Origin of the sequence: Primorskyibacter sp. S187A, from assembly GCF_049800955.1 — a bacterium.
Classification (GTDB): domain Bacteria; phylum Pseudomonadota; class Alphaproteobacteria; order Rhodobacterales; family Rhodobacteraceae; genus JAKVBH01.
Genome location: NZ_JBNAGA010000002.1, coordinates 64,760 through 85,400, shown reverse-complemented (window position 1 = coordinate 85,400; position 20,641 = coordinate 64,760). Strand labels below are relative to the sequence as shown.

Annotated in this window: 20 protein-coding genes; 8 read left to right on the top strand and 12 right to left on the bottom strand. The window is 59.6% G+C overall.

Annotation, left to right across the window (positions count from 1 at the left end):
- Positions 1–5: 5 nt before the first annotated feature.
- On the bottom strand, positions 6–287 hold the full coding sequence (locus tag ACP15S_RS11410) for a DUF6525 family protein (protein WP_425039765.1): 282 nt from the start codon (positions 285–287) through the stop codon (positions 6–8).
- Positions 288–561: 274 nt separating this feature from the next.
- On the opposite strand from ACP15S_RS11410, the gene ACP15S_RS11405 reads away from it, so the two are divergent.
- Positions 562–966 (top strand): RrF2 family transcriptional regulator, encoded by a 405-nt coding sequence (locus tag ACP15S_RS11405; protein ID WP_425039764.1) that lies wholly within the window; start codon positions 562–564, stop codon positions 964–966.
- Between the two features lie 28 nt (positions 967–994).
- Here ACP15S_RS11405 and ACP15S_RS11400 read toward each other — a convergent pair whose 3' ends face one another.
- Positions 995–3,388: a GcvT family protein gene (locus ACP15S_RS11400; RefSeq protein ID WP_425039763.1), complete on the bottom strand. Its 2,394-nt coding sequence runs from the start codon at positions 3,386–3,388 to the stop codon at positions 995–997.
- A gap of 382 nt (positions 3,389–3,770) precedes the next feature.
- Here ACP15S_RS11400 and ACP15S_RS11395 point away from each other — a divergent pair, with 382 nt between their 5' ends.
- The 4 genes from ACP15S_RS11395 to ACP15S_RS11380 all read left to right on the top strand — a co-directional run bounded on the left by ACP15S_RS11395 (position 3,771) and on the right by ACP15S_RS11380 (position 7,061).
- On the top strand, positions 3,771–4,607 hold the full coding sequence (locus ACP15S_RS11395; protein ID WP_425039762.1) for a transporter substrate-binding domain-containing protein: 837 nt from the start codon (positions 3,771–3,773) through the stop codon (positions 4,605–4,607).
- Between the two features lie 83 nt (positions 4,608–4,690).
- Positions 4,691–5,437 (top strand): amino acid ABC transporter permease, encoded by a 747-nt coding sequence (locus ACP15S_RS11390; protein ID WP_425039761.1) that lies wholly within the window; start codon positions 4,691–4,693, stop codon positions 5,435–5,437.
- A complete protein-coding gene (locus tag ACP15S_RS11385) occupies positions 5,434–6,318 on the top strand; it encodes an amino acid ABC transporter permease (protein WP_425039760.1) in 885 nt (294 codons plus the stop codon). The genes ACP15S_RS11390 and ACP15S_RS11385 overlap by 4 nt, the downstream gene beginning before the upstream one ends.
- Positions 6,315–7,061, top strand: coding sequence for an amino acid ABC transporter ATP-binding protein (locus ACP15S_RS11380; protein ID WP_425039759.1), 747 nt, complete (start codon positions 6,315–6,317; stop codon positions 7,059–7,061). Before ACP15S_RS11385 ends, ACP15S_RS11380 begins: the two co-directional genes overlap by 4 nt.
- Positions 7,062–7,214: 153 nt before the next feature.
- Here ACP15S_RS11380 and ACP15S_RS11375 read toward each other — a convergent pair whose 3' ends face one another.
- The 5 genes from ACP15S_RS11375 to dctP form a co-directional block, all read right to left on the bottom strand.
- Entirely contained in the window at positions 7,215–8,738 is a 1,524-nt protein-coding gene (locus ACP15S_RS11375; RefSeq protein ID WP_425039758.1) for a malonate--CoA ligase, read from the bottom strand.
- The gene (locus tag ACP15S_RS11370; RefSeq protein ID WP_425039757.1) at positions 8,735–9,997 is read right to left on the bottom strand and encodes a malonyl-CoA decarboxylase; all 1,263 of its coding nucleotides are present in this window, start codon (positions 9,995–9,997) and stop codon (positions 8,735–8,737) included. The genes ACP15S_RS11375 and ACP15S_RS11370 overlap by 4 nt, the downstream gene beginning before the upstream one ends.
- On the bottom strand, positions 9,994–11,310 hold the full coding sequence (locus ACP15S_RS11365) for a TRAP transporter large permease (protein ID WP_425039756.1): 1,317 nt from the start codon (positions 11,308–11,310) through the stop codon (positions 9,994–9,996). The genes ACP15S_RS11370 and ACP15S_RS11365 overlap by 4 nt, the downstream gene beginning before the upstream one ends.
- Complete coding sequence (locus tag ACP15S_RS11360) at positions 11,310–11,858, bottom strand: TRAP transporter small permease (protein ID WP_425039755.1); 549 nt, start codon at positions 11,856–11,858, stop codon at positions 11,310–11,312. The genes ACP15S_RS11365 and ACP15S_RS11360 overlap by 1 nt, the downstream gene beginning before the upstream one ends.
- A gap of 67 nt (positions 11,859–11,925) precedes the next feature.
- The gene (dctP, locus tag ACP15S_RS11355; RefSeq protein WP_425039754.1) at positions 11,926–12,912 is read right to left on the bottom strand and encodes a TRAP transporter substrate-binding protein DctP; all 987 of its coding nucleotides are present in this window, start codon (positions 12,910–12,912) and stop codon (positions 11,926–11,928) included.
- Positions 12,913–13,046: 134 nt separating this feature from the next.
- Between dctP and ACP15S_RS11350 the strand changes: the two genes are divergently transcribed.
- The gene (locus ACP15S_RS11350; protein WP_425039753.1) at positions 13,047–13,703 is read left to right on the top strand and encodes a GntR family transcriptional regulator; all 657 of its coding nucleotides are present in this window, start codon (positions 13,047–13,049) and stop codon (positions 13,701–13,703) included.
- 23 nt (positions 13,704–13,726) lie between these two features.
- Here ACP15S_RS11350 and ACP15S_RS11345 read toward each other — a convergent pair whose 3' ends face one another.
- From ACP15S_RS11345 to ACP15S_RS11325, 5 genes are read right to left on the bottom strand one after another with little or no spacing between them, the layout of a single operon-like run.
- Entirely contained in the window at positions 13,727–14,659 is a 933-nt protein-coding gene (locus ACP15S_RS11345) for a phosphotransferase enzyme family protein (RefSeq protein WP_425039752.1), read from the bottom strand.
- Positions 14,656–15,945 (bottom strand): aspartate aminotransferase family protein, encoded by a 1,290-nt coding sequence (locus ACP15S_RS11340; protein WP_425039751.1) that lies wholly within the window; start codon positions 15,943–15,945, stop codon positions 14,656–14,658. Before ACP15S_RS11340 ends, ACP15S_RS11345 begins: the two co-directional genes overlap by 4 nt.
- The gene (locus ACP15S_RS11335) at positions 15,942–16,799 is read right to left on the bottom strand and encodes an MBL fold metallo-hydrolase (RefSeq protein ID WP_425039750.1); all 858 of its coding nucleotides are present in this window, start codon (positions 16,797–16,799) and stop codon (positions 15,942–15,944) included. Before ACP15S_RS11335 ends, ACP15S_RS11340 begins: the two co-directional genes overlap by 4 nt.
- Positions 16,800–16,810: 11 nt before the next feature.
- Entirely contained in the window at positions 16,811–18,157 is a 1,347-nt protein-coding gene (locus ACP15S_RS11330) for an aminotransferase class III-fold pyridoxal phosphate-dependent enzyme (protein WP_425039749.1), read from the bottom strand.
- Entirely contained in the window at positions 18,154–18,963 is an 810-nt protein-coding gene (locus ACP15S_RS11325) for an IclR family transcriptional regulator (RefSeq protein ID WP_425039748.1), read from the bottom strand. Before ACP15S_RS11325 ends, ACP15S_RS11330 begins: the two co-directional genes overlap by 4 nt.
- Before the next feature lie 113 nt (positions 18,964–19,076).
- Between ACP15S_RS11325 and ACP15S_RS11320 the strand changes: the two genes are divergently transcribed.
- Positions 19,077–20,021: a tripartite tricarboxylate transporter substrate-binding protein gene (locus ACP15S_RS11320; RefSeq protein ID WP_425039747.1), complete on the top strand. Its 945-nt coding sequence runs from the start codon at positions 19,077–19,079 to the stop codon at positions 20,019–20,021.
- A 70-nt stretch (positions 20,022–20,091) separates the two neighbouring features.
- Positions 20,092–20,631 (top strand): tripartite tricarboxylate transporter TctB family protein, encoded by a 540-nt coding sequence (locus tag ACP15S_RS11315; protein ID WP_425039746.1) that lies wholly within the window; start codon positions 20,092–20,094, stop codon positions 20,629–20,631.
- Positions 20,632–20,641: the final 10 nt, after the last annotated feature.

The window sequence follows — 20,641 nt, the reverse complement described above, 5'->3', positions numbered from 1 at the left end:
TTCCTTCAGGTCGACGCGTTGAGTTTGAAACAGGTGGCGTGCTGATCCCGCGAAAGCATGCGGGTTTCGGCTTTGTTAAGCGAGGCAAGAGCCTCTTCGGGTGACAAGCCTTTGGCGCGGGACTTCGTCCAGATGCGCTGCGCAGATGCGGGAGACCAGGGCAGGGCGGCGTGTGACAGCCAAACGCGCAGGGGGCGGGGTAGCCGATCATAGGTGGCCATTGGATCGCCTGCGCGACGGGTGCGGCGCAGAGTGGATTGCCCGAGGTTCCGGTTCACGTGGCCCATGTCGGGGCAACCGATGTGCTGGGTTTCGTTGTCGCAGGCCTGATGCTGCGGCGTTTTGCAGACGAATAGGGCAGAGGAATATGTGAGGGCGTTGTGTGGTGTCGTCCTGTCGTGGTTCCGGGCCCGAGCAGCCCGGAAAGGGCCGTGACGGGGAGGCGTATATCTGGCATGGGTAATGTCCGAAGGTAGTCTATATGTCACGCAACTTGCGCAGTTACTAGATGAATGCAACACAAATTGTTACATATGATGGCCTCGCGGAGAAATGTCGCAGATGAAGCGCAATAGTCGCCTGTTCCTCGCCCTGCATACGCTCAGCCACATGGCAAGCGACCCCGATCGCATGCGCACCTCCGCCGAAATCGCCGAACACGCGGGGACCAACCCTGTCGTGGTGCGCAGGGTTCTGGGCCGTTTGCGTGAGGCGGGGATGCTCAGCTCGGAAAAAGGGCATGCCGGTGGTTGGCGGTTGGCGCGCGATGCAAGGGACATCACGTTGGCGGATGTTTACCTCGCGCTGGATGAACGCATGATCGCCACGTCTGAGGAAACGGATCCTCCCTCGTGTTCTGTCGAACTTGCGTTGCAACGACGTGTAGCCCATGTTCTGGAGGAGATCGAGGAGAGCCTCGTTCAAAAACTGTCCGAGACGTCGATCGCGACAGTGTCCGAAACCTGAGCCCCAAGACCCTGCGAGACGACATTTGTCAGCGTTCGCGCATGCGCAGGCCGGCTGGGTCAAACACCGGGCCACGCGTTACCGTCGCTTCATGGAGTTGCCGCGCGATATCAATCTGGACGCGTGCGCCTGTCTCAAGGGGAACGGTGCAATGACCAAGGGCGATTGGTTTGCCAATGCGGTGACCAAAGGCGCAGGACGATGTCTGCCCGATCAGGTGTGAGCCTTGATAGATCGGCTCATGGCCCAAAGGGTTGGCGCTTTCGTCGTCCAATATCAATGAGAGGACCTGACAGCGCGCGCCCGCCGCATACCGTTCTTTTAGGGCCTCATAGCCTGTGAACGCGCCGGTCTTGCGCGTGGCAAAGTCGAGGCCTGCCTCAATGGGGCTGACATCGCCATCGAGCTCATGGCCCATGGCGCAAAAGCCCTTTTCGATCCGCATGGAGGTTTGTGCAAAAAGACCTGCAGGCTGAGCGCCCGCCGTGCTCAAGGCGGCGTAGATCGCGGGAGCGTTCTCACTCAAGCAAGTGATTTCCCACCCGGCTTCGCCCACGTAGGACATCCGCGCAGCGCGCACATGTTTTCCCGCGATATGGGCGGGACCTACTTCGAAATACCGCAGCTCACTCAGCTCCGGCGCACCACATTCCGCAACAATGTGCGCGGCGTGCGGGCCCATCAGCGCCAAGACGGCATATTTCTCGGTACTGTCTTCCAAAGCGACGTCAAACCCTTCGGAGGCACGGGCGAACCACGCCAGATCGCGGGCGATGGCATTGGTGCCGACAAAGAGGCGGTAATGGTCTTGCGCGATGCGCTGCGCGGTGATGTCGCTCTCGTAAGTGCCGCGGTCATTCAATACCGCGCTGTAGATCACAGAGCCCGGTTTGCGGCCCATATGGCCCGCACAGCTCTGCAGCAGGAAGGCCTCCGCATCGGGGCCTGACACCTCGATTTTTCCAAAGCTGGACGCGTCAAAGATCGCGGCCCGTTCATGTGCAGCGCGCACTTCGCTTGCGACGTTTTCAAACCAGTCCGGGCGATCAAACCTCAGCTTTGGTTCTGCGGCCTTGCCAAAATAAAGGGGGCGCTCCCAACCATATGTCGGTCCGAAATGCGCGCCTGCGTTTTCATGTTCCGCGTGCAGCGGCAGCTGCCGCAGATGACGTGCAGTGCGCAGTTGTTTGCCGGGGTAGGCAATGTCGTAGTGTGTGCCGAGGATTTCAGGCGCCCGGGCCATCAGGTGCTCAAGTGAATTGTAGATCGGGGCAAATCTCTTGGCGTCAGCCTCGGTCAGGTCATAGGCTGTGTGCCCGTGCACAATACAATGCGCCAGGTTCATTCCCGCGCCGCCGCCCGAGGCCATGCCAACCGAGTTCATCCCGCACCCAAGAAAAAGTCCGCGCGTTTCTGCCGTTTCGCCCAACATGAAGCTGCCATCGGGCGTAAAACTCTCGGGCCCGTTCAACAGCATCTTGACCTCGGCGGTCTCCAGCGCGGGCAAGCGGTGCAGGGCGAGGCGCATCATGGGCTCGAAATGATCCCAATCCTCCGGCAACAGACCAAACTCGAAATTCTCGCCCAAAACCTCCGGAGCAATGGGTTTGCCCATGGGCTCAAAACAACCCACCAATAGCCCGCCACTGTCATCGCGGATGTAGAGATGGCTGTCGTGGTCGCTGAGCGTGGGCATATTGCCGGAAATGCCATCGATGGGTTTGGTCAACAGGTAGAAATGTTCACAGGCCAGCGCAGGAACCCGAGCGCCGGCCATTGCTCCCAGCGCGCGCGACCATAGGCCGGCACAAAGCGCAATCGCGTCGCACATGACCGTGCCCTGATTAGTCTCGACGCCGGTGACACGGCCGTTCTTCGTCAAAATGCCTGTCACACCTGTATGCTCGAAAATCCGCGCGCCAAGGCCCCTGGCGGATTTGACCAAAGCCGCACACACGTCAGACGGAGACACGCGCCCGTCATCCGGCGACCAGACCGCGCCCAGGACATCAGCAGCATTCATCAAGGGCCAGCGCTCCTGGGCCTCGCCTGCGCTGATGGAGCGCGCGTCAATGCCATAGGCATGGGCCAACGCTTCTTGCCGCTTGATGTGTGTGAGCCGGTCGGGCGTCGTGGCAATGGACAGCGATCCTTTCTGGATCCACCCCACGGATTGCCCGGTCTCCTTCTCCAGCTGGCTGTAGAGATCGACGGAATACTGGATCATCCGGGTCAGATTGCGTGAATGGCGCAGGGCCCTGACTTGCGCGGCAGAGTGCCAGGTTGTCCCGGAGGTTAGTCGGTTGTGCTCGAGAAGGATGGCATCTGCGACACCCATCTTGGCCAGATGATACAGGGTCGAACAGCCCATGATGCCGCCACCAATCACAACAACGGAGGCATGATTTGGAAGAGCGCACATATGATGACCCCAATGCAAAACGCGGATAATCAGACGATGTTTCCGCGCCGAGAGACAAGTTGCAAGGGGCCATTGCAGCCTGTGAGATGGCTGATGCAGGCCTCAGATCGCATTGAGTTTGTGCAGCGGGCCGTCGTTGTGCGCGCAAGCCATCCCAAAGGAAGTGTCTGAATTGACGCCAATTTTTCCGCTGAATTGCGCATGAGGTGGAGTTTTTTTCCTCACATGCCGACGTGAGTATTTGTTTTGAGGCGATTGTCGGTATGGTGGGTCTCATCAACGGGCCAAAGGCTCAGACAAGAAGCGCCACGCATGAAGGGCGACATCCGATATTCGGTACATTGGACCGGGGATAACCGGCCAACAACATGGGAGAACAAAGATGAAAAAGACACTGACAACGGCGGTCAGCGCGCTGGCCATGACGGCCGTCACCGCCAGCTCACTTGCGGCTGCATGCACGAACGATCGCTGGAATGCGGTCATGGAGCGCGGCAAGATCGTGGTGGGGGTCAAGGCCGATTACAAGCCATGGGGTTTCCGCGATGAGAGCGGCAACATTGTTGGTATGGAGGTCGATATGGCCGCCGATGTGGCGCGCGCCATGGGTGTCGAGCTTGAATTGGTCGCCGTGCAATCGTCCAACCGGATGCAGTTTCTCGAGCAAGGCAAGATCGACCTGATGATCGCCACCATGTCCGACCGGGCAGACCGCCGCGAGATCGTGGGTATTGTCGGCCCGAATTACTACACCTCGGGCACAAACGTCATGTCACCAAAAGCGCTCGGGTTCACCGAGTGGACAGACCTGACGGGCAAAACCGTCTGCGGCAAGCAGGGCGCGTTTTACAATCAAATCGTTGAAGAGCGCTATGACGTAGAGGTTATGGCTTTTACCGGCAACGCAGAAGCCAAGCAGGCCCTGCGGGATCGCAAGTGCGTGGCCTGGGTCTATGATGACAGCTCCATCGGCTCCGATCTGGCGTCCGGCAATTGGGATGAGTTCGAAATGCCTCTGGCCTCAGAAGACGACAACCCATGGGCCCTCGCCGTTCCTCTCGAGGAGAAAAACTGCGTCTTTGGCAATTTCATGTCCGGGATGCAGTTCAACTGGCACCAGAGCGGTACCTTGATTGCGCTGGAAGAAAAATGGGGCATCAAGCCCACGGCCTATCTTGCCGACAAAGCCGAGCGCTACAGCGATTGGCTGGCGGAATAAGCCCGCTGCGCTTTCCATAGTATAAGCCTTCCCCGAGCCATATGCGTTCGGGGGAGGCCCCCTTTTACGAAAACAGGTCTTGAATGGAAGAGTTCTTCCGAGAGCTGGCGGCGGATGCCCCGCGCTGGAATTTCATCTGGATGTATGAAGAGCGCCAACAGAACAAGATTCTGGCCGGCCTCTGGATGACCATAAAGCTCAGCGTCATGTGCCTTATCTTTTCGGTTGTGATCGGGTTGGTCGGGGCGTGGATGCAAGGCGCGCGCTCGGTCATTACGCGCGCTGTGGTGCAGGGCTACATCCAGTTTTTTCGCAATACGCCGCCCATGGTGCAGCTGTTGTTTTTCTACTTCGCGCTGGGCCAGTTCACACCGGTGGTGCCCGGCGAAGATGGCTGGACCGTGGAGCCCATCATCTCAAATGTTGGATGGGCGATCATATCGCTGAGCTTTTTTGCAGGCGCCTTCAATGTCGAGATTTTCCGCGCTGGCATAGAAGCCGTGCCCAACAGCACAATTGAAGCCTCGGAATCCTTAGGCTTCAGCCGCTTGCAAACCTACATCTATGTGACGCTGCCTCTGGCCTTCCGGGTTTGTTTGCCCGCGCTGAACAACAACCTCGTCAATCTGGTCAAAACGACAACGCAGGCCTTCGCCATCGCGGTGCCCGAGTTGCTCTACCATTCAGTCACGATCTGGAACGATTATCCATCGGCGCAATATCCCACGATGCTGCTCGTCTTTGTCTCCTACGTGGGGCTCGTGGCGATTTTGGTCTTTGGCATGCACAAGTGGGAAAAAGCCATGCGGATCCCGGGGTACGGCACATGAAGCGCATTCCCGGTCTCAATGCGCCCGCGCAAGGCATGGCGGTTCTCAAACCGTTCAATGTTGCGGCGCATTCCCCCGACAGCTATCTCGCCACCCGTTGGCTCGCGAGTTTGCCATGGTGGAGCCCGTTTGCGCTCATGGCGCTGATGGTGATCTGGCCGACGCTGGCTTATGCGCAATCCAATTACTCGACCGGCGAGGCCTTCGGCGCGCTGTGGCGCTGGATGCCCTTCCTGTTGTGGTCAGGATTTTTGTTCAACGTGCTGATATCGGTGCTCGCCATGGCGATCGGCACTGTTGCAGGCGCGGCGCTGGGGCTCGCACAAATCTCGCCGCTCAAGCCGCTGCGGTATGCCGCGTGGTTCATCACGCAGCTCTTTCGTAACTCGCCCTGGCTTGTCCTGCTCTTTATCGTGTTGCTGGCCTTGCCCTTCGAAGTCACCATCTTCGGCACGACAATCCGCATACCCGACTGGATGAAAGGTGTCTTTGGGCTGTCGCTCCCGGTCATGGCCAATATTTCGGAAGTGGTGCGCGGCGCGGTGCAATCGGTCCCTACCGCGCAATGGGAGGCAGCGGAGAGCCTCGCCTTCAACCGCCGTCAGATCCTTTGGCAGATCATCTTGCCGCAATGCTACAAGCGCATGCTGCCGCCCTGGATGAATTGGTATGCGATACTGACAATGGCAACGCCCCTGTGCAGTTTGCTGGGCATTGAAGAGATCATCACGCTGAGCCGTCAGGCCATGGAAGCCGAGGACAATCACCCCGAACTGCTGGTGCCCTTCTTCGGCTTCGCCTTGGTGATGTTCTTTATCTATTGCTACCCCATTGCTCGCCTCACCATGCGGCTCGAGCGTAAATTCGCGGTGAAACTATGACCTGGACGCCTGATCAACCCATCGTTTCTCTCAAGGACGTGCGAAAGAGTTTTGGCGCGCTGGAAGTGCTCAAGGGCGTGTCCTTCGATGTCATGAAGGGCGAGGTGATTTGCATCATTGGCCCGTCCGGTTCAGGGAAGTCGACGTTGATCCGTTGCATCAATGCGCTCAACGACATTCAGGGTGGCTCCATCACCGTCGAGGGACAACAGGTCCATGATCCCGATCTGGACAAGCTCGAGCTGCGCAAGAAGGTCGGGATGGTCTTTCAGCAATACAACCTGTTTCCGCACAAGACGGCCTTGGAAAACGTCATGATGGCGCCGGTCAAAGTGCTCAAGCAGGACAAGGCAGGCGTTGAAGAACGCGCGCGCCGCCTGATGGCCAAGGTGCGTTTGCAAGGCAAGGAAGACAGCTATCCCGGAGAGCTCTCAGGCGGCCAGCAACAGCGCGTGGCCATTGCAAGATCGCTCGCGATGAACCCCGATGTCATGCTGTTTGATGAAGTTACGGCGGCGCTGGATCCCGAAACGGTCAAAGAGGTGCTTGTGACGATCAAGGATCTCGCGGCAGAAGGCATGACCTGTATTCTGGTGACCCATGAGATGGGCTTCGCGCGCGAAGTGGCGGATCATATCTACTTTACGGATCGTGGTGTCATCGTGGAGCATGGCCCTCCGACGACCTTCTTCGACGAGGCCAGTGATCCGCGCACGCAGGAATTCCTCGGGCAAATCCTGTAGCCTTTGGTCTATCGCCGACCGGAGCTGTCCTGCTGCCTGCCTGAGTAGTGTACGGCGCCCTCGAAGGTGGGCCAACCCCGCCCGAAAGCGGCGGGCCAAAAACCAACCCTCTCCCGCAGCACGCGCAGACAGGAGGCATTGGCGTGGTGCGGATCAGCCCTCGGCAGGCGAGAAGATGTCGCGGTATGCCTCACGCAATGCGTTTTTCTGAACCTTGCCCATGGTGTTTCGTGGTAGCGCGTCGATCACGATGAGCTTCCGGGGATGCTTGAACCGCGCAAGGGAGCCCTTGGCCGCCTCGGCAATGACATCCAGGTCAGGGTGCGCGCCGGGTTCGGGGACGATCAATCCAAGGACGGTCTCTCCAAAATCCGCATGCGGCACGCCGATGACCGCGCTTTCGAGCACGCCCGGCTGGTCATCCAGAACCAGCTCAATTTCTTTGGGGTAGATGTTGTAGCCGCCCGAGATGATCAGGTCCTTGTTTCGCCCCACGATATGGACATAGCCATCCTCATCAACGCAGCCCAGATCCCCCGTGATGAAAAACCCGTCCGACCGCAGTTCTTCGGCTGTCTTTTTGGGCATCTGCCAATAGCCCTTGAAGACATTGGCGCCGCGCACCTCGATCTGGCCGACCTCGCCCGGCGCAAGCTCCTCGCCGCTGGCGGGATCCGTGATCTTGAGCTCCACACCGGGCAGCGGGAAGCCGACCGTGCCCGCGCGCCTGTCGCCGTCACAGGGGTTGGATGTGTTCATGTTTGTTTCGGTCATGCCGTAGCGCTCAAGGATCCGGTGGCCCGTGCGCCGCTCGAATTGCATATGGGTCTCCGCCAAAAGCGGGGCGCTGCCCGAGATGAACAGGCGCATATGAGCAGCGCGCGCCTTGGTGAGCCGGGGATCATCCAGAAGCCTTGTGTAGAAGGTCGGCACGCCCATCATCGTCGTGGCCTTGGGCATGAGATCGATCATTTGATCGAGTTCGAATTTCGGCAGAAAGATCATCGAACCGCCAGCCACGAGGGTCACATTCGTGGCCACAAAGAGGCCATGGGTATGAAAAATGGGGAGCGCATGCAGGAGCACGTCATCCGCTGTGAAGCGCCAGTATTCCCGCAAGGTCAGCGCGTTGGAGAGCAGATTGGCCTGCGTCAGCATGGCCCCTTTTGAGCGGCCCGTCGTGCCCGAGGTATACAGAAAGGCCGCCAGATCGTCTTCACTGCGCGCCACTGTGGGGATGCTGTCGGGCCTGTCGGCAGCCTGATCGCTGAGCGTGCCGCTGCCGTCGGCGTTCAGCGTCTCGAGGCGCGCGCCCAGCCGCTCCGCGATTGGTGCAAGCGCATTCTTCGCCTTGGCATCGCAAACCACACAGGACGCACCGCTGTTTTCAATGAAATACGTGAGCTCGTCGGTCGTGTAGCCGGTGTTCAGCGGCAAAAAGACAAGCCCCGCCTGCACGCAGGCCGCGTATAGCGCGAGCGCTTCCGGCGACTTCTGAACCTGGGCCGCCAAACGATCCCCGGGGGCCAAACCTGCATCGGTGAGAACATGGGCCATCCGGGCGGCCATTGCGATAAAGCCTGCATGGGTGATGACCGTCCCATCGTACAAGTGCAGGAAAGGCGTTTCTTTCCCGGCGTGCACACCAAAAAGCGTATCAAAGAGCGGGTTTGTCATCTCTCCACCTCCTCGGACAAGAGTTTCGCTGCGTTGTTCGAGAGCGTACGGATCGTGGAGGACATGGCAACACTTCGGGTATTTGAGAAGCGCTCATGGTTCTCGGAGACTTTCGCAAGATCGTAGTGGTAGTTGACCATGACGCCAAGGGATTGGGCCTGCCCTTTGGCAGATGTATCTGCATTCTCATGCACATCATGGACCTGTGCGCCGTTGCCCAGATGAAACCGTGCCACAGGATCGAGCGGCATCCCGTCGGCGCGTTTGGCTTCTGTCAGGTAGTGAGCCGCCAATGCGCGGTAGGCTGTATCGTTCTCCACCAAGCCAGCGGGCGCTTGCGTTTTGAGCCAAGCGGCAAAGCCCGGAAGCGGCGAGAGTGTAATGAAGGTTTTGAGATCGGGCAGTTCTGCGGAGAGATCTGCGGCCACCTGTTTGATGAGAGAATTGCCAAAGGAAATCCCCGCAAGCCCGGCTTGGCAATTCGAGATCGAATAGAAGACCGCCGTGTCCGCGTCATGGGCTTGCAGGGTCTCACGGCTTTCCAAAAGCAGCGCCTGAACGGATCCCGCGCCACCGATGGTCAACGCCACCTCGACAAAGATCAGCGGCTCATCGGGCATCGCGGGATGAAAGAACGCGAAACACCGCCGGTCCGTTGGTTCCAGCCGCCGCCTCAGATCGTCCCAGCTGTCGATGGCATGGACAGCCTCATAGGCGATGATCTTCTCGAGAATATGGGCCGGGCTCTCCCAGCTGATCGGGCGCAAGACCAGAAATCCCCGGTTGAACCATGATGCAAAGAGATGGCGAAAATCCAGATCAAGCGCTTCGAGGCGCGGATCTTTGCGGGTCAGGCGCAGGAGATCCGCGCGCATCTGCACCAATCGCCCTGTCGCACCGGGCACGCCGTTCAGACGTCGGATCAACTCCTGACGGCGCGGTTCCGCCACCGCCATGAAAGCCCGGTAGGTCTTCTTTGACGGGTCGGCCTCATAGGCCTCCAACCATTGGCGCACGGCTGCGGGCTGGATGTCCATGGCCTCGGCAAGATGCTGGAAGAAGGTGAGCTTTGCAGCATCATCCATCGCATCGAAGCGATCCAGAATGCGACCCGCCAGGGCTTGACCGGAAACCTCGTCCGCCGCGCTCACCAGCGCATCGGCCAGTTCTTCTGTCGAGCGCGCGTCCTCTCCCGAAGGGCCCATGAAGATGACCCGCCGATCAAAGACGGTCGACAGAAGATCGCCAAACATTGTCATAGCGAGGGGCCCATGACGGTATCAGGCAGCCATGTCGCAAGCCCCGGGAAGAAGCACAGCAGGACAATCGCAATCACCATGCAGGCGACAAAGGGCAGCGAGCCCTTGAGAATTGTCTTGAGCGAAATCTCCGGTGCGATGCCGTTGATGACATAGAGGTTGAGGCCCACAGGCGGTGAGATCAGGCCGATTTCCATGTTGATCGTCAAGATAACGGCAAACCAGATCGGATCGAAGTCCGCGGCCACAATGATCGGCAGCAAGATCGGCGCTGCCATCAGGATCACGGCGACGGGGGGCAGAAAGAAGCCTGCGACGAGCAGGAAGACGTTGATCGCGCCCATGAGCACCCAGCGGTTTACGTCGAGCGTCCCGATCCATTCCGCAATGGATTGCGTGATGAAGAGCGATGACAACATGTAGCTGAACACGCCTGCCGCACCGATGATGAACAGGATCATCACGGATTCCTTGGTGCTGTCGCGCAGGACAACCCAAAGGTCCTTGGGGTTCCACAGCCGATAGATGATCATCGCAATGAGCAGGCAAAGCAACGCGCCGACCGCCGCTGTTTCCGACGGTGTCGCGATACCGCCATACATGGCGTAGAGCACGCCGATGATGATGCCGATAAAGGGCAGGACGCGGGGCAAGATCTCGAACTTCTCGCGCCATGTGTAGCTGCCCGCTGACAGCACAGCCGCATCGCCCGAGCGCCAGGTCGAGTAGAGTGACCACGCCATGAAGAGGCCTACGAGCAGCAGCCCGGGGATCACGCCCGCAAGAAAGAGCCGCCCGATCGATGTCTCGGTTGCAATGCCGTAAACGATCATGGTCACCGATGGGGGGATCAGAATGCCCAACGTGCCGCCTGCGGCGATGGAGCCTGCGGCCACCGCGTCGGGGTAGCCCCGCTTGCGCATCTCCGGAATACCCATTTTGCCAATCGCGGCGCATGTCGCGGGCGATGATCCGGACATGGCAGAGAAGAGCGCACAGGCCCCCAGGTTTGAGACCACAAGCCCGCCGGGCACACGGGTGAGCCACCGCTCCAGAGCTTCATACAGATCCGCGCCCGCTCGTGTTGAGGCAATGGCGGCCCCCATAATGATGAACATCGGAATGGAGAGCAGCGCGAAATTGTCGAGCTTGCCGAACATGATTTCGGGCAACAGCTCAAGTGAGCGCATCCCGTCAAAGACAATCAAAAATCCGGCCGAGACAATGAGCAGGCCAAGGGCAACCGAGACGCCCGAGAAGAGCACGAGGATCGTGCCAATCGCGACGAAAGCACCAAGCAGCAGCGGGTCCATCAGGAATCCTCCAGGCCAAAGGGCTTGTCGACGCCGGTCAACACCGCCACGAGATCAGCCACAAGTTGCAGCAACAGCAAACCAAACCCTACGGGCAGCGCGAGATAGGGGATCCAGAGCTTGACGCCCCAGACCGTGTCTGACCGCCAACCGCGATCCCAGGCAAAATGCCAGTATTCGTAGCCATAAAGGAGCATCACACCGACGATCAGGATCGACAGGCTCAAGGTCACGAGACACATCACGAAGCGCGCCCGCGGCGGCAGGGCGAGCGGGATCAGATCGACATTCACATGCCCGCGCAACCTCTGGACATAAGGCAGACCGATGAGCGTGGCGCCGATAACGAGGTAGACCACCGCTTCTGTCTGCCACACGGTCGAGCCATTGAGCACGAAGCGGATGTAGATCATCTGGCAGGTGATCAGCACGGCAGAGAGGATCATTCCCGCCGAGAACCACCCCGCGACGGTCGAGATGGCCGCGACGACGCGCAAGAAGGGGTTGTTTCCGGTTTGGGCCACTGCCCCGGAGCTCTGGACCGCCATGGGGCCCTCCATCATCGTTTGCGTGGGACTGCGTGGAGGGGCGGCTGAGCACCGCCCCCCGCTCTGATCACTCTACGGCAAGGGCCATATCGAGCAGTTCCTGCCCGTCAGAGACGTCTTCGACAAAGGCTTTGTAGGCCGTTTCCTGCGCAATGGCGCGCCAGGCTTCAAAATCCTCCGGCGTCATCTCGGCGATTTCCACACCAGCCTCACGGAAGACTTCGACGGAAGCCGCGTCCTGCTTTTTCGCTTCCGCCAGGTAATGCGCCTCAGCCTTCTCGGCCGCCGCGAGCAGCGCTGTCTGCTGCGCTTCGTTCAAGCCATCGAAGGCTGATTTGTTCATCAGGAGCGGCTGATACATGAACCACAGCGCCACATCGGAAGCAGGCGTGTAACATGCAACCTGCTCGTAGATCCGGAAGGAAACGAACGAAGACGAGGACGTATTGGCCGCGTCCAGAACGCCTGTTTGCATGGCGTTGTAGATTTCCGAGGAAGACATCGACGCGATGGATGCGCCCGCACCCGCCAGCATCTGCTCAAACGCCTTGCCGGCGGCGCGTGTCTGGAGACCGGCAATGTCCTCCGGTTTGGTGATGCACTTGTCCTTACCGGCAAATCCACCAGCCAGGTAGCCGTGCACAATCACCATCACATCATCATCGGCCATCTTCTCTTCCAGCGCAGCCATGAAGGGGCTTTCCGAGAGACGCGCTGCGTGGTCATGATTTTTCACAAGGCCCGGCATTAGCGTCAGGTTAAAGGCCGGTTGCTGACCGCCTGCATAGCTCAAAGGCAGAACGGTCATGTCCAGCTGCCCCCGCGACAGCGGCTTATACTGCTCGCGCGCTTTGAAGAGCGATTGTGTGGGGAAAATCTTGATGTCGAGGTCGACATTTGCTGCCGCTACATCGTCTGCGATGATCTGAGCCACCTGATGGCGCACATCCTTGTCGGACCATTGATGGGACAGGCGCAGCTCTGTGGCCTGCGCGCCGAGTGTCCCGGCGAAAAGTGCTGCTGCGGCCACGGCGGCCGAGAATTTCAGTGTCATGTTTTCCTCCCAATACAACCCCGATTCCAAGTCGGGCTGGATGGCAACGTATCCCGGTTGTGTTCTGAGTCAATATTTTTGTATACAAGATGCACTCTCTTGCGTTCTGTAGGCGGCCGTCCTACATACATGGCATGGATCGCAAGCGCTCTGATATTATTGCTGACCAGCTCGAAGGACTGATCTTTGAGGGCAGTTTCAAAGATGGCGAGCGTCTGGACGAAGTTCAGCTGTCAAAGCGCTTTTCCGTCTCGCGGACACCGGTGCGCGAGGCGCTTTTGCGGCTGGCGCAATCCGGTCTGGTCGATCAAATCCCGCGCCGAGGTGTGTTTGTCCGCCAGCCCGGCCCGGTCGAGCTTATTGAGATGTTTGAAGTCATGGCCGAGATGGAAGCGGTTTGCGCGCGCCTCGCGGCCTCAAGGATCACCGATACCGCGCTCAGCGACCTGCATGAAGCCAATGCAAGATGTGATGCGGCGGTCGAAGCGGCGGATACCGATGGCTATTACCGGGAGAACGAGTTGTTCCACGGGATCCTCTACCGTCAATCCGGGAACGGATTTCTCGAGCAGGAATGCTTGCGCCTGCAACGACGGCTGCAACCTTTCCGTCGGGTGCAATTGCGCGTGCGCGGACGATTGCGCCAATCCATGTCGGAGCACAAAGCTATCGTGGCGGCTTTGGAGAAAGGCGATGGCGAGGGTGCAGCGGCAGCCATCCGCGCCCATGTGGCCGTGCAGGGTGAGAAGTTTCACCATTTGATGGCGAGTTTGCGCGCAGCCGCGGAATAGCTGGCGCGCACGGCTCTGTGCGCCTACGCGTCAAGATAGGCGCTCACGACCTCTTCTGCCTGTGCAATGAACCGCGCGTTTCGCCCGCTGTGTTCAGCGTCGGGCTCGCGCGTGATGTTCCAGCCCACGTAGGTCACGGCCCTGAGCGCAAGAAACAATGGCAAAAGATCCAGATCGATGGGCCGAACACTTGCGTAGCCGCGCAGCAGGGCGCTGTGCAAATCGTCGTAATCCGGCGCATTCCGGTGTTTGAACAGGGCCGTTGCGATATCGAAGAGGCGAAAGCCAAAGCCGCCATCGTCAAAGTCGATCAGGTGCAGGTCCGCTCCCGTCCACATGACATTGGCGGGCACGAGATCTGCGTGGATCAAACCATAGTCAAGCGATGGACCGAGACGTGACAGGGTTTCAAGCGCGCGGGCGCGGAAGGTCTGCATCAGTGTTTTTTGCGGTGCGGACAACGCGGGATTGTCCCAGAACCTGTCCCAAAGCGGTGCCTCGCCGAGCAGCCCCGTACTGTCCCAGGCGGGGCGATCGCAGGTCGCGGCATCCGGCCATGTGTCGCAGGCTTCATGCATCCGAGCCATGGTCTGGCCGAGACGCTCAAACACCGCGCGGCGGATGCATGCATCCTGCTTGGGAAGAGCGCGATCCAGCGTTTCGCCATCCATCCACGTCAAAACATCCACCTGGATGCCCTCCACCGATTGCAAATGCGGCCCCGCAAGGCTGCGGATCGGCGCGGGCACGGACAGGCCCGCCCTGGTCAACATCGCCATCCAGTCAAGCTCAGCCGTCAGCTGCGCGTCTGTGCGATAGCCCTGGCGGTGCAGCCGCAAGGCGAAAAGCCCAGAGGCATGTGCGATGCGGTAAACCGCGTTTTCCCGGGCAGCCACAAGCCTCGCGGAGGCCTCCGCCATGCCCCAAAGCGCAAGCGCCTTTCGAACAATCTTCATGGGCACGGCGCGAGGCTGGTCAAGACGTCATCCAAAGTGTCAAAGAGCTGATCTGCATTCTCTTGGGAAAATGGCATCGGGGGGCGGATCTTCAGCGTGTTCTTGTGTCGCCCAAGCTTGGACAGGATAACCCCGCGCTGGCGCATCTCGTTGACGACACGGTCCGCGAAGGCGCTGGCCGGCGTCTTTTTGGACCGGTCCAGCACGAATTCCGCGCCAAAGATCAGCCCGGAGCCACGCACATCCCCGATGACATCGTGTTTCTGCTGGAGCTTGCGCATGCGGGCGAGGGCATATGCGCCGACATGGTGCGCGTTTGCGATCAAATCCCGCTCTTCGATCTCTTGCAGCACCGCCATCGCCGCAGCACAGGAGACAGGATTTCCCCCGAAGGTATTGAAGTACCGATAGCCTTCACGGAACGTTCTGAGCACATCCCCGTTTGCCACAACGCAGCCCACAGGATGGCCATTGGCCATGGGTTTGCCGAGAACGACGATGTCAGGCACGACGCCCATCTTGTCGTGGGCCCACATATGCGTGCCAGCGCGCCCAAATCCCGACTGCACCTCATCGCAGATCAAAAGGCCGCCTGCTTTACGCACCACCTCGGCGGTGGCTTTGAGCCAGCCATCGGCGTGATCGGGAAACCCCTCATTCAGAAAAGACGGGCAGATGATCAGCGCGGCAAAGCCGGTGCCGTCTTCTTCATGCGCGGCAATCTGATCTGCAACGGCGGTGGCAAACCGCGCCCCTTGCGGATCGGGCGCGCGATAGCTGTCGGGAGCCTGCACAAAGCGCACATATTGATCCAGACCAAAGCCCTCTTGGGGACGATTGGAGACGCTCAGCTGGCTGACCAACGCGGTGTTGCCGTGATAGGTGGCGTCGGTCGCGATAATGCCGCGCTTGCCTGTTACACCTTCGGCCATGCGCAGTGCTATGTCGTTCGCCTCTGATCCCGTGCAGGTCATGATTGCGGTATCGAGGGGCGGAGCCATGGTCCCCGTCAGTTTTTCAACGTAGTCGAGAATCCCATCGTGAAGATACCGCGAGTGAGTGTTCAGCGTGCTGGCCTGTGCGTAGATCGCTTGAACCACGCGAGGGTTGCAATGGCCGACATGAGGCACGTTGTTGTAGCAATCTAGATATCTGCGACCATCCGCATCCCAAAGCCAGACACCTTCACCGCGGACAAAATGGACCGGCGCGTCATAGAAGGTGGAGACATTCGGCCCGAGCAGGCGCGCGCGATCCGCGAGAAGCTGATCCGTCGTGCGGCTCACAGGTCAATCCTGATGCCATCATGGCCAATGATCAGTTCGCCCCCGAAGTGCCCGGCACAGGCGTCTTGCCAATCCTTTGGCCCATAGTCGGGATCGTCCGACGGGATCAGGTGCGACAGTGCGAGGCGTTTGACCCCGGCATTGGCCGCTGTGATCGCTGCATCATGGGCAAAAGTATGCGCGCGCAACCAATGCTCCATGAGCTTGTCAGAGCCATTTCCGATCCGGGCCATCAGCGCGGGCAAGGCAGCTTTGAGCATCGCCTCATGGATCAACAGTTCCGCGCCCCGCGCGAAGTCTTCCAGGGCCTCCAGCCGTGCCGTATCGCCTGAGAAGACGACATGCGTGTCCGCGGTCCTGAAAGACAGCGCGAAGGTATCAATGAGGGGCGGGTGCTCGGTCCGGATCGCCTCAACTGACATGCCGTTACGTTCCATGACGGGACCGGCGTCGATGACATGGATGGTCACGAGATCGCGCAGGTCCGGGCGGCCTTCGTCGTCAATCCGCAAGTCAATATCGGCCTTCATCGAGGCGAGGAAGGCGTCCCAATAGGCATCAAGGCCTTGCGGCCCATAGATGTCGACTTTGGTTTTCAGCCCTGCCGTCCAGGCGGTGTGCAGCAGGGGGCCGAGTTCGAGATAGTGGTCGGAATGCAGATGGGTGATGAAGATCAGCGAGAGATCCCGCAGCTGCATGCCCTGATCCACCAATCCCTTGGTGACGCCGAGCCCGCAATCCACGACGATCTGATGGCCGTTCAGGCAATAGAGGCTTGAGGTGGGCAGAGAAGAACCCGGCCGGATGGCAGGCCCGCCTTTCGTGCCGAGAAGCACAACATGGTCTTGTGTCATGGCGAGACCTTTCAGGCAGCGGCGAAACCGGCGTCAAGCGCAGTCAGAATGGCAGTGGCATCCGCCTCGGACAGGATCAGCGCGGGAGACAGGATCAGGTTTGGACCAGACACCCGCACCATGGCCCCGTTTTGATACGCGACCTCCTGAACTTTTGTGGCCCTCGCCGCATCAATGGGGGCCTTGGTCGCGCGGTCGCTGACCATTTCGATGGCCGTCATCAGACCATGGCCTCCCCGCACGTCGCCAATAATCTCATATTTCTCCATGAGCGCCTTGCAGCCTTCGTAAAGCTGCGTGCCTCGGGCCGCGGCATTGTCGATGACGTTGAGCCGCCGCGTCTCCGCAAGGCAGGCAATTGCCGCTGCCGCGCCAACTGGGTGGCCGGAATAAGTGTAGCCGTGGCCGATCTTGGCATCCGGGTTGTTCTCAAAAACCTCGATCATCCGCTCGCCAATCATGACCGCGCCGAAGGGGAAATAGCCATTGGTGATCGCTTTGGCCGTGGCCATCATATCAGGCTGGATGCCCCAGAGCCGCGCGCCCGACCACGCCCCCGTGCGCCCATAGGCCGTGATGACCTCATCGGTTATGAGCAAAATTCCGTGCCGATTGCAGATCTCCTGCACAGCAGGCACGAAAGAGTGATGCGGCGGGATCACCCCGCCCGCGCCGAGGATCGGCTCCATGATCATCGCGGCAATGGTGTTCGCGCCCTGAAACGCAATCTCATCTTCCAACGCCTGCAAGCATAGCTGCGCCAGCGTTTCCGGATCGGTCTCGTTGAACGGGTTGCGATAGGTGTAGGGCGCGGGGATGTGGTAACAGCCCGGCAGGAGCGGCTCGTAGGCGTTGCGGAAATTGGCATTGCCGTTGACAGATGCGCCGCCGATATGCGTGCCGTGATAGCCTTTCTTGAGGCTCAGAAACTTGGTCCGCCCGGCCTCGCCGCGCAGCTTGTGGTATTGCCGCGCAAGCCTCAGCGATGTCTCGACACTGTCCGACCCCCCGGATGTGAAGAAAGCGCGGCTCAGGCCGTCGGGGGCGAAAAACTCACTCAACTCGTAGGACAGTTCGATGGAAACGTCATTCGTCGTGCCGCGGAAGGTCGAGTAGTAGGGCAATGTCTCCAGCTGTTGCGCAATGGCGTCTTTCACAGGTTGGCAGGAATACCCAAGGTTCACATTCCACAGACCGCCCACACCGTCCACGACGCGGTGCCCGTCGATGTCTGTGATGGATACGCCATCGGCGCCGGTGATGATCTTGGGGGGATGGGCGGCGCTGTCTTGTGGCGATGTCATTGGGTGCCACATCAGGCGTGCGTTGTTTTCTTTCAGGAAGTTCGAATCTTTCATGATGCGGGTTCCATTGCGTTCGGGGATGTCATGGTGCGGGCCCAGGTCGCTTCGAGCGCTGCCGGGATTGCGCCGCCCCAATTGCGCGTGATGTCGCGCGCGGCGCGTATCAGTTCTGATTTTATCAGCTGTTCGAGATCAGCGCTCAGGCGCGATGCCACACAAGCGACGGCCACTGCTCCGGCCAGCTGCCCGCTGTGGTCAAAGACAGGTGTGGCCAGCCCGTGAATTTCATCTTCGTAAGTCCCACTGGCACATCCGAACCCCGTCTTGCGGATATGCTCGACGCGTGTGGCCAGATCGGATCGGGTTGTCGGGGTCTGCTCGGTAAATCGCACCGGATTGCCCATGGCCTCTTCCAACAGGTTCGGAGGGCCAAACGCCAGGGCGCACAGACCCGATGCCGTGGCATGCAGGGGAAAGACGTTCAGGTCAACAACCGCCCGTATCCCATGCAAGGGAGATTCGCGTTCGCACAGGCCGTAGAGCGTCGCGCCGGACAGGACCGTGACATGCGCGGTTTCTCCTGTCGCGTCTGCAAGTGCCGTCAGAACGGGAATTGCGCCTTCCTTGCGCGGCACTGTCGCCTCTCGCACTTGCGCAAGCTGCATCACAACCGGGCCAATGCGATAGTGTTTTGTAGCTGGATTCTGCTCGACAAATCCTGCCGCTTCAAGCGCTTGCAGGTGCCGGTAGGTCGTTGCCTTGTCGCGCCCCGCGATCCGACACAGCTGCGAGAGCCCGATCTCCGGCCGCGTGGCCGAAAAGTGGGACAGCAATGTCAGAGCCTTCGCAGTCGACGACATTCGGAGCCTTCCCTGTGCGCGTTTCAAAAAAAGTTTGACAGAAGATATTTAACAAGGCAACCTTTTTTCTGCAACATTGGTTCAATATGCGAACCAATTTCAGGGAGAATAAAATGTCCATGTTCACAAAAACAGTGACGGCGATGGCCTTGGCTTTGACGGCTGTCGCAGGGGCCGCGCAGGCCGAGTATCCGGAAAAGCCGGTTGAATTTGTCGTCCCATGGCCTCCGGGCGATCTGGAGGATGTCCTGACGCGGATGATTGCAGAGGATTTCTCGGAAGCCTACGGCGTGCCGACGGCTGTCGTGAACAAGCCGGGCGGTGGCGGTGGTCCGTTCCCCGGCGCAATCGAGGTCGCTAACGCTCCGGCGGATGGCTACACCATTGGCTCGTTCATCATCGCCATTCCCGTTGTCGGGCCGCAGATCGGTATCCCGGATCTCAACCCCGATCCCTTCGTGCCCCTTGGCAATTTCCTGACGTATCCCTTTGTGATCGCGGCAGGCGGCAATGCGCCCTACAGCACCATGCAGGAGCTGGCCGCGCATGCGCAGGATAACGATGTCGTGCTGGGTCATTTCGGGGCGCCGTTGGTGCCAACGCAGGTGACGTTCGGGTTGGCCAAGGAACTGGGCTTCTCCTATGCCTCCGACGCGGCATTTGATGCGCTGGATTGCAACACACTCGCCTCAGGCGATGTCGATGTGATCAACACGACGCTTCAGTTGATCTTGCCCTGTCTTGATGACGTGAACGTACTCGCCTCCATCGGATCTGAGCGGATCTCCTTGACGCCGGATACGCCGACGGTTGCTGAACTGGCGCCTGCGCTGGATGTGGCGCTGTGGAATGGCCTGTTTGTGCATAAGGATACGCCGCAGGACGTGCGGGACAAGATCATCGCTGTCGCGGAAAAGACCGTGATGTCCGAACGTGCGCAGCAGCTGGCCGCCGACACAGGGGCGCTGGTCTACTGGCAGCCCGCCGCAGACGTGGTCGACCAGATCGCGAAAGACATTGAGACATTGTCTGCCATCGAAAAGATGTTGGCCGAATAACGCCTGACGTCGTGCAACCGGGCGCCACAGCTGCGCCCGGTCGCCCTTTTTCCATAGGCGGTTTGCTCACATGTCGCGCGTGAAGACGCTTCAAACTCTGTTCAAGCGCTACCGGCGTCCCGGCGACATTGTCTTCGCTTGGATGGCTCTTGCGGTATCGCTGTTTCTGTTGTCGCAACTGGCCGATCAAACAGCGTGGCGCAATGGCGGCAAGCTTTTTGCGCAGCCCCGTTTCTGGCCCGCAGTCTCCTTGGGTGCCATGTCCTGCTTTGCCGCCTTCCATCTGATTGGATCGGCTGTGTCGGAGCGGATCAGCGGGCGCTGGCAAGAAGTCTGGCTCTGGATTGCGTCGCTTGAATATGCGGGGTGGTTCATCGTCTATGCGATTGCCGTGCCATATGCAGGCTATCTGCCGACGACGGTTGTCTTTGCGGTCGCTCTGACGCTGCGCACAGGCTACCGCAGAGTGACGTCGCTGGTCGCAGCAGCCGTATCGGCGTTTGTCATCGTCTTGCTCTTCAAGACGTTTTTGAAAGTAAATCTCCCCTCTGGTCTGATCTATGAGCGCTTGCCCGATGGGCTGCGCCAGATCATGCTGACCTACTTCTGAAAGGCCGCGT

Bases quoted from the DNA above. Each gene is read 5' to 3' on its own strand.
- ACP15S_RS11390 (WP_425039761.1), top strand. From the start codon at position 4,691: ATGGAAGAGTTCTTCCGAGAGCTGGCGGCGGATGCCCCGCGCTGGAAT.
- ACP15S_RS11350 (WP_425039753.1), top strand. From the start codon at position 13,047: ATGGATCGCAAGCGCTCTGATATTATTGCTGACCAGCTCGAAGGACTG.
- ACP15S_RS11395 (WP_425039762.1), top strand. From the start codon at position 3,771: ATGAAAAAGACACTGACAACGGCGGTCAGCGCGCTGGCCATGACGGCC.
- ACP15S_RS11335 (WP_425039750.1), bottom strand. From the start codon at position 16,799: ATGACACAAGACCATGTTGTGCTTCTCGGCACGAAAGGCGGGCCTGCC.
- ACP15S_RS11400 (WP_425039763.1), bottom strand. From the start codon at position 3,388: ATGTGCGCTCTTCCAAATCATGCCTCCGTTGTTGTGATTGGTGGCGGC.
- ACP15S_RS11380 (WP_425039759.1), top strand. From the start codon at position 6,315: ATGACCTGGACGCCTGATCAACCCATCGTTTCTCTCAAGGACGTGCGA.
- ACP15S_RS11330 (WP_425039749.1), bottom strand. From the start codon at position 18,157: ATGAAAGATTCGAACTTCCTGAAAGAAAACAACGCACGCCTGATGTGG.
- ACP15S_RS11385 (WP_425039760.1), top strand. From the start codon at position 5,434: ATGAAGCGCATTCCCGGTCTCAATGCGCCCGCGCAAGGCATGGCGGTT.
- ACP15S_RS11365 (WP_425039756.1), bottom strand. From the start codon at position 11,310: ATGGACCCGCTGCTGCTTGGTGCTTTCGTCGCGATTGGCACGATCCTC.
- ACP15S_RS11375 (WP_425039758.1), bottom strand. From the start codon at position 8,738: ATGACAAACCCGCTCTTTGATACGCTTTTTGGTGTGCACGCCGGGAAA.
- ACP15S_RS11360 (WP_425039755.1), bottom strand. From the start codon at position 11,858: ATGGCGGTCCAGAGCTCCGGGGCAGTGGCCCAAACCGGAAACAACCCC.
- ACP15S_RS11370 (WP_425039757.1), bottom strand. From the start codon at position 9,997: ATGACAATGTTTGGCGATCTTCTGTCGACCGTCTTTGATCGGCGGGTC.
- dctP (WP_425039754.1), bottom strand. From the start codon at position 12,912: ATGACACTGAAATTCTCGGCCGCCGTGGCCGCAGCAGCACTTTTCGCC.
- ACP15S_RS11405 (WP_425039764.1), top strand. From the start codon at position 562: ATGAAGCGCAATAGTCGCCTGTTCCTCGCCCTGCATACGCTCAGCCAC.
- ACP15S_RS11315 (WP_425039746.1), top strand. From the start codon at position 20,092: ATGTCGCGCGTGAAGACGCTTCAAACTCTGTTCAAGCGCTACCGGCGT.
- ACP15S_RS11325 (WP_425039748.1), bottom strand. From the start codon at position 18,963: ATGTCGTCGACTGCGAAGGCTCTGACATTGCTGTCCCACTTTTCGGCC.
- ACP15S_RS11410 (WP_425039765.1), bottom strand. From the start codon at position 287: ATGGGCCACGTGAACCGGAACCTCGGGCAATCCACTCTGCGCCGCACC.
- ACP15S_RS11345 (WP_425039752.1), bottom strand. From the start codon at position 14,659: ATGAAGATTGTTCGAAAGGCGCTTGCGCTTTGGGGCATGGCGGAGGCC.
- ACP15S_RS11320 (WP_425039747.1), top strand. From the start codon at position 19,077: ATGTCCATGTTCACAAAAACAGTGACGGCGATGGCCTTGGCTTTGACG.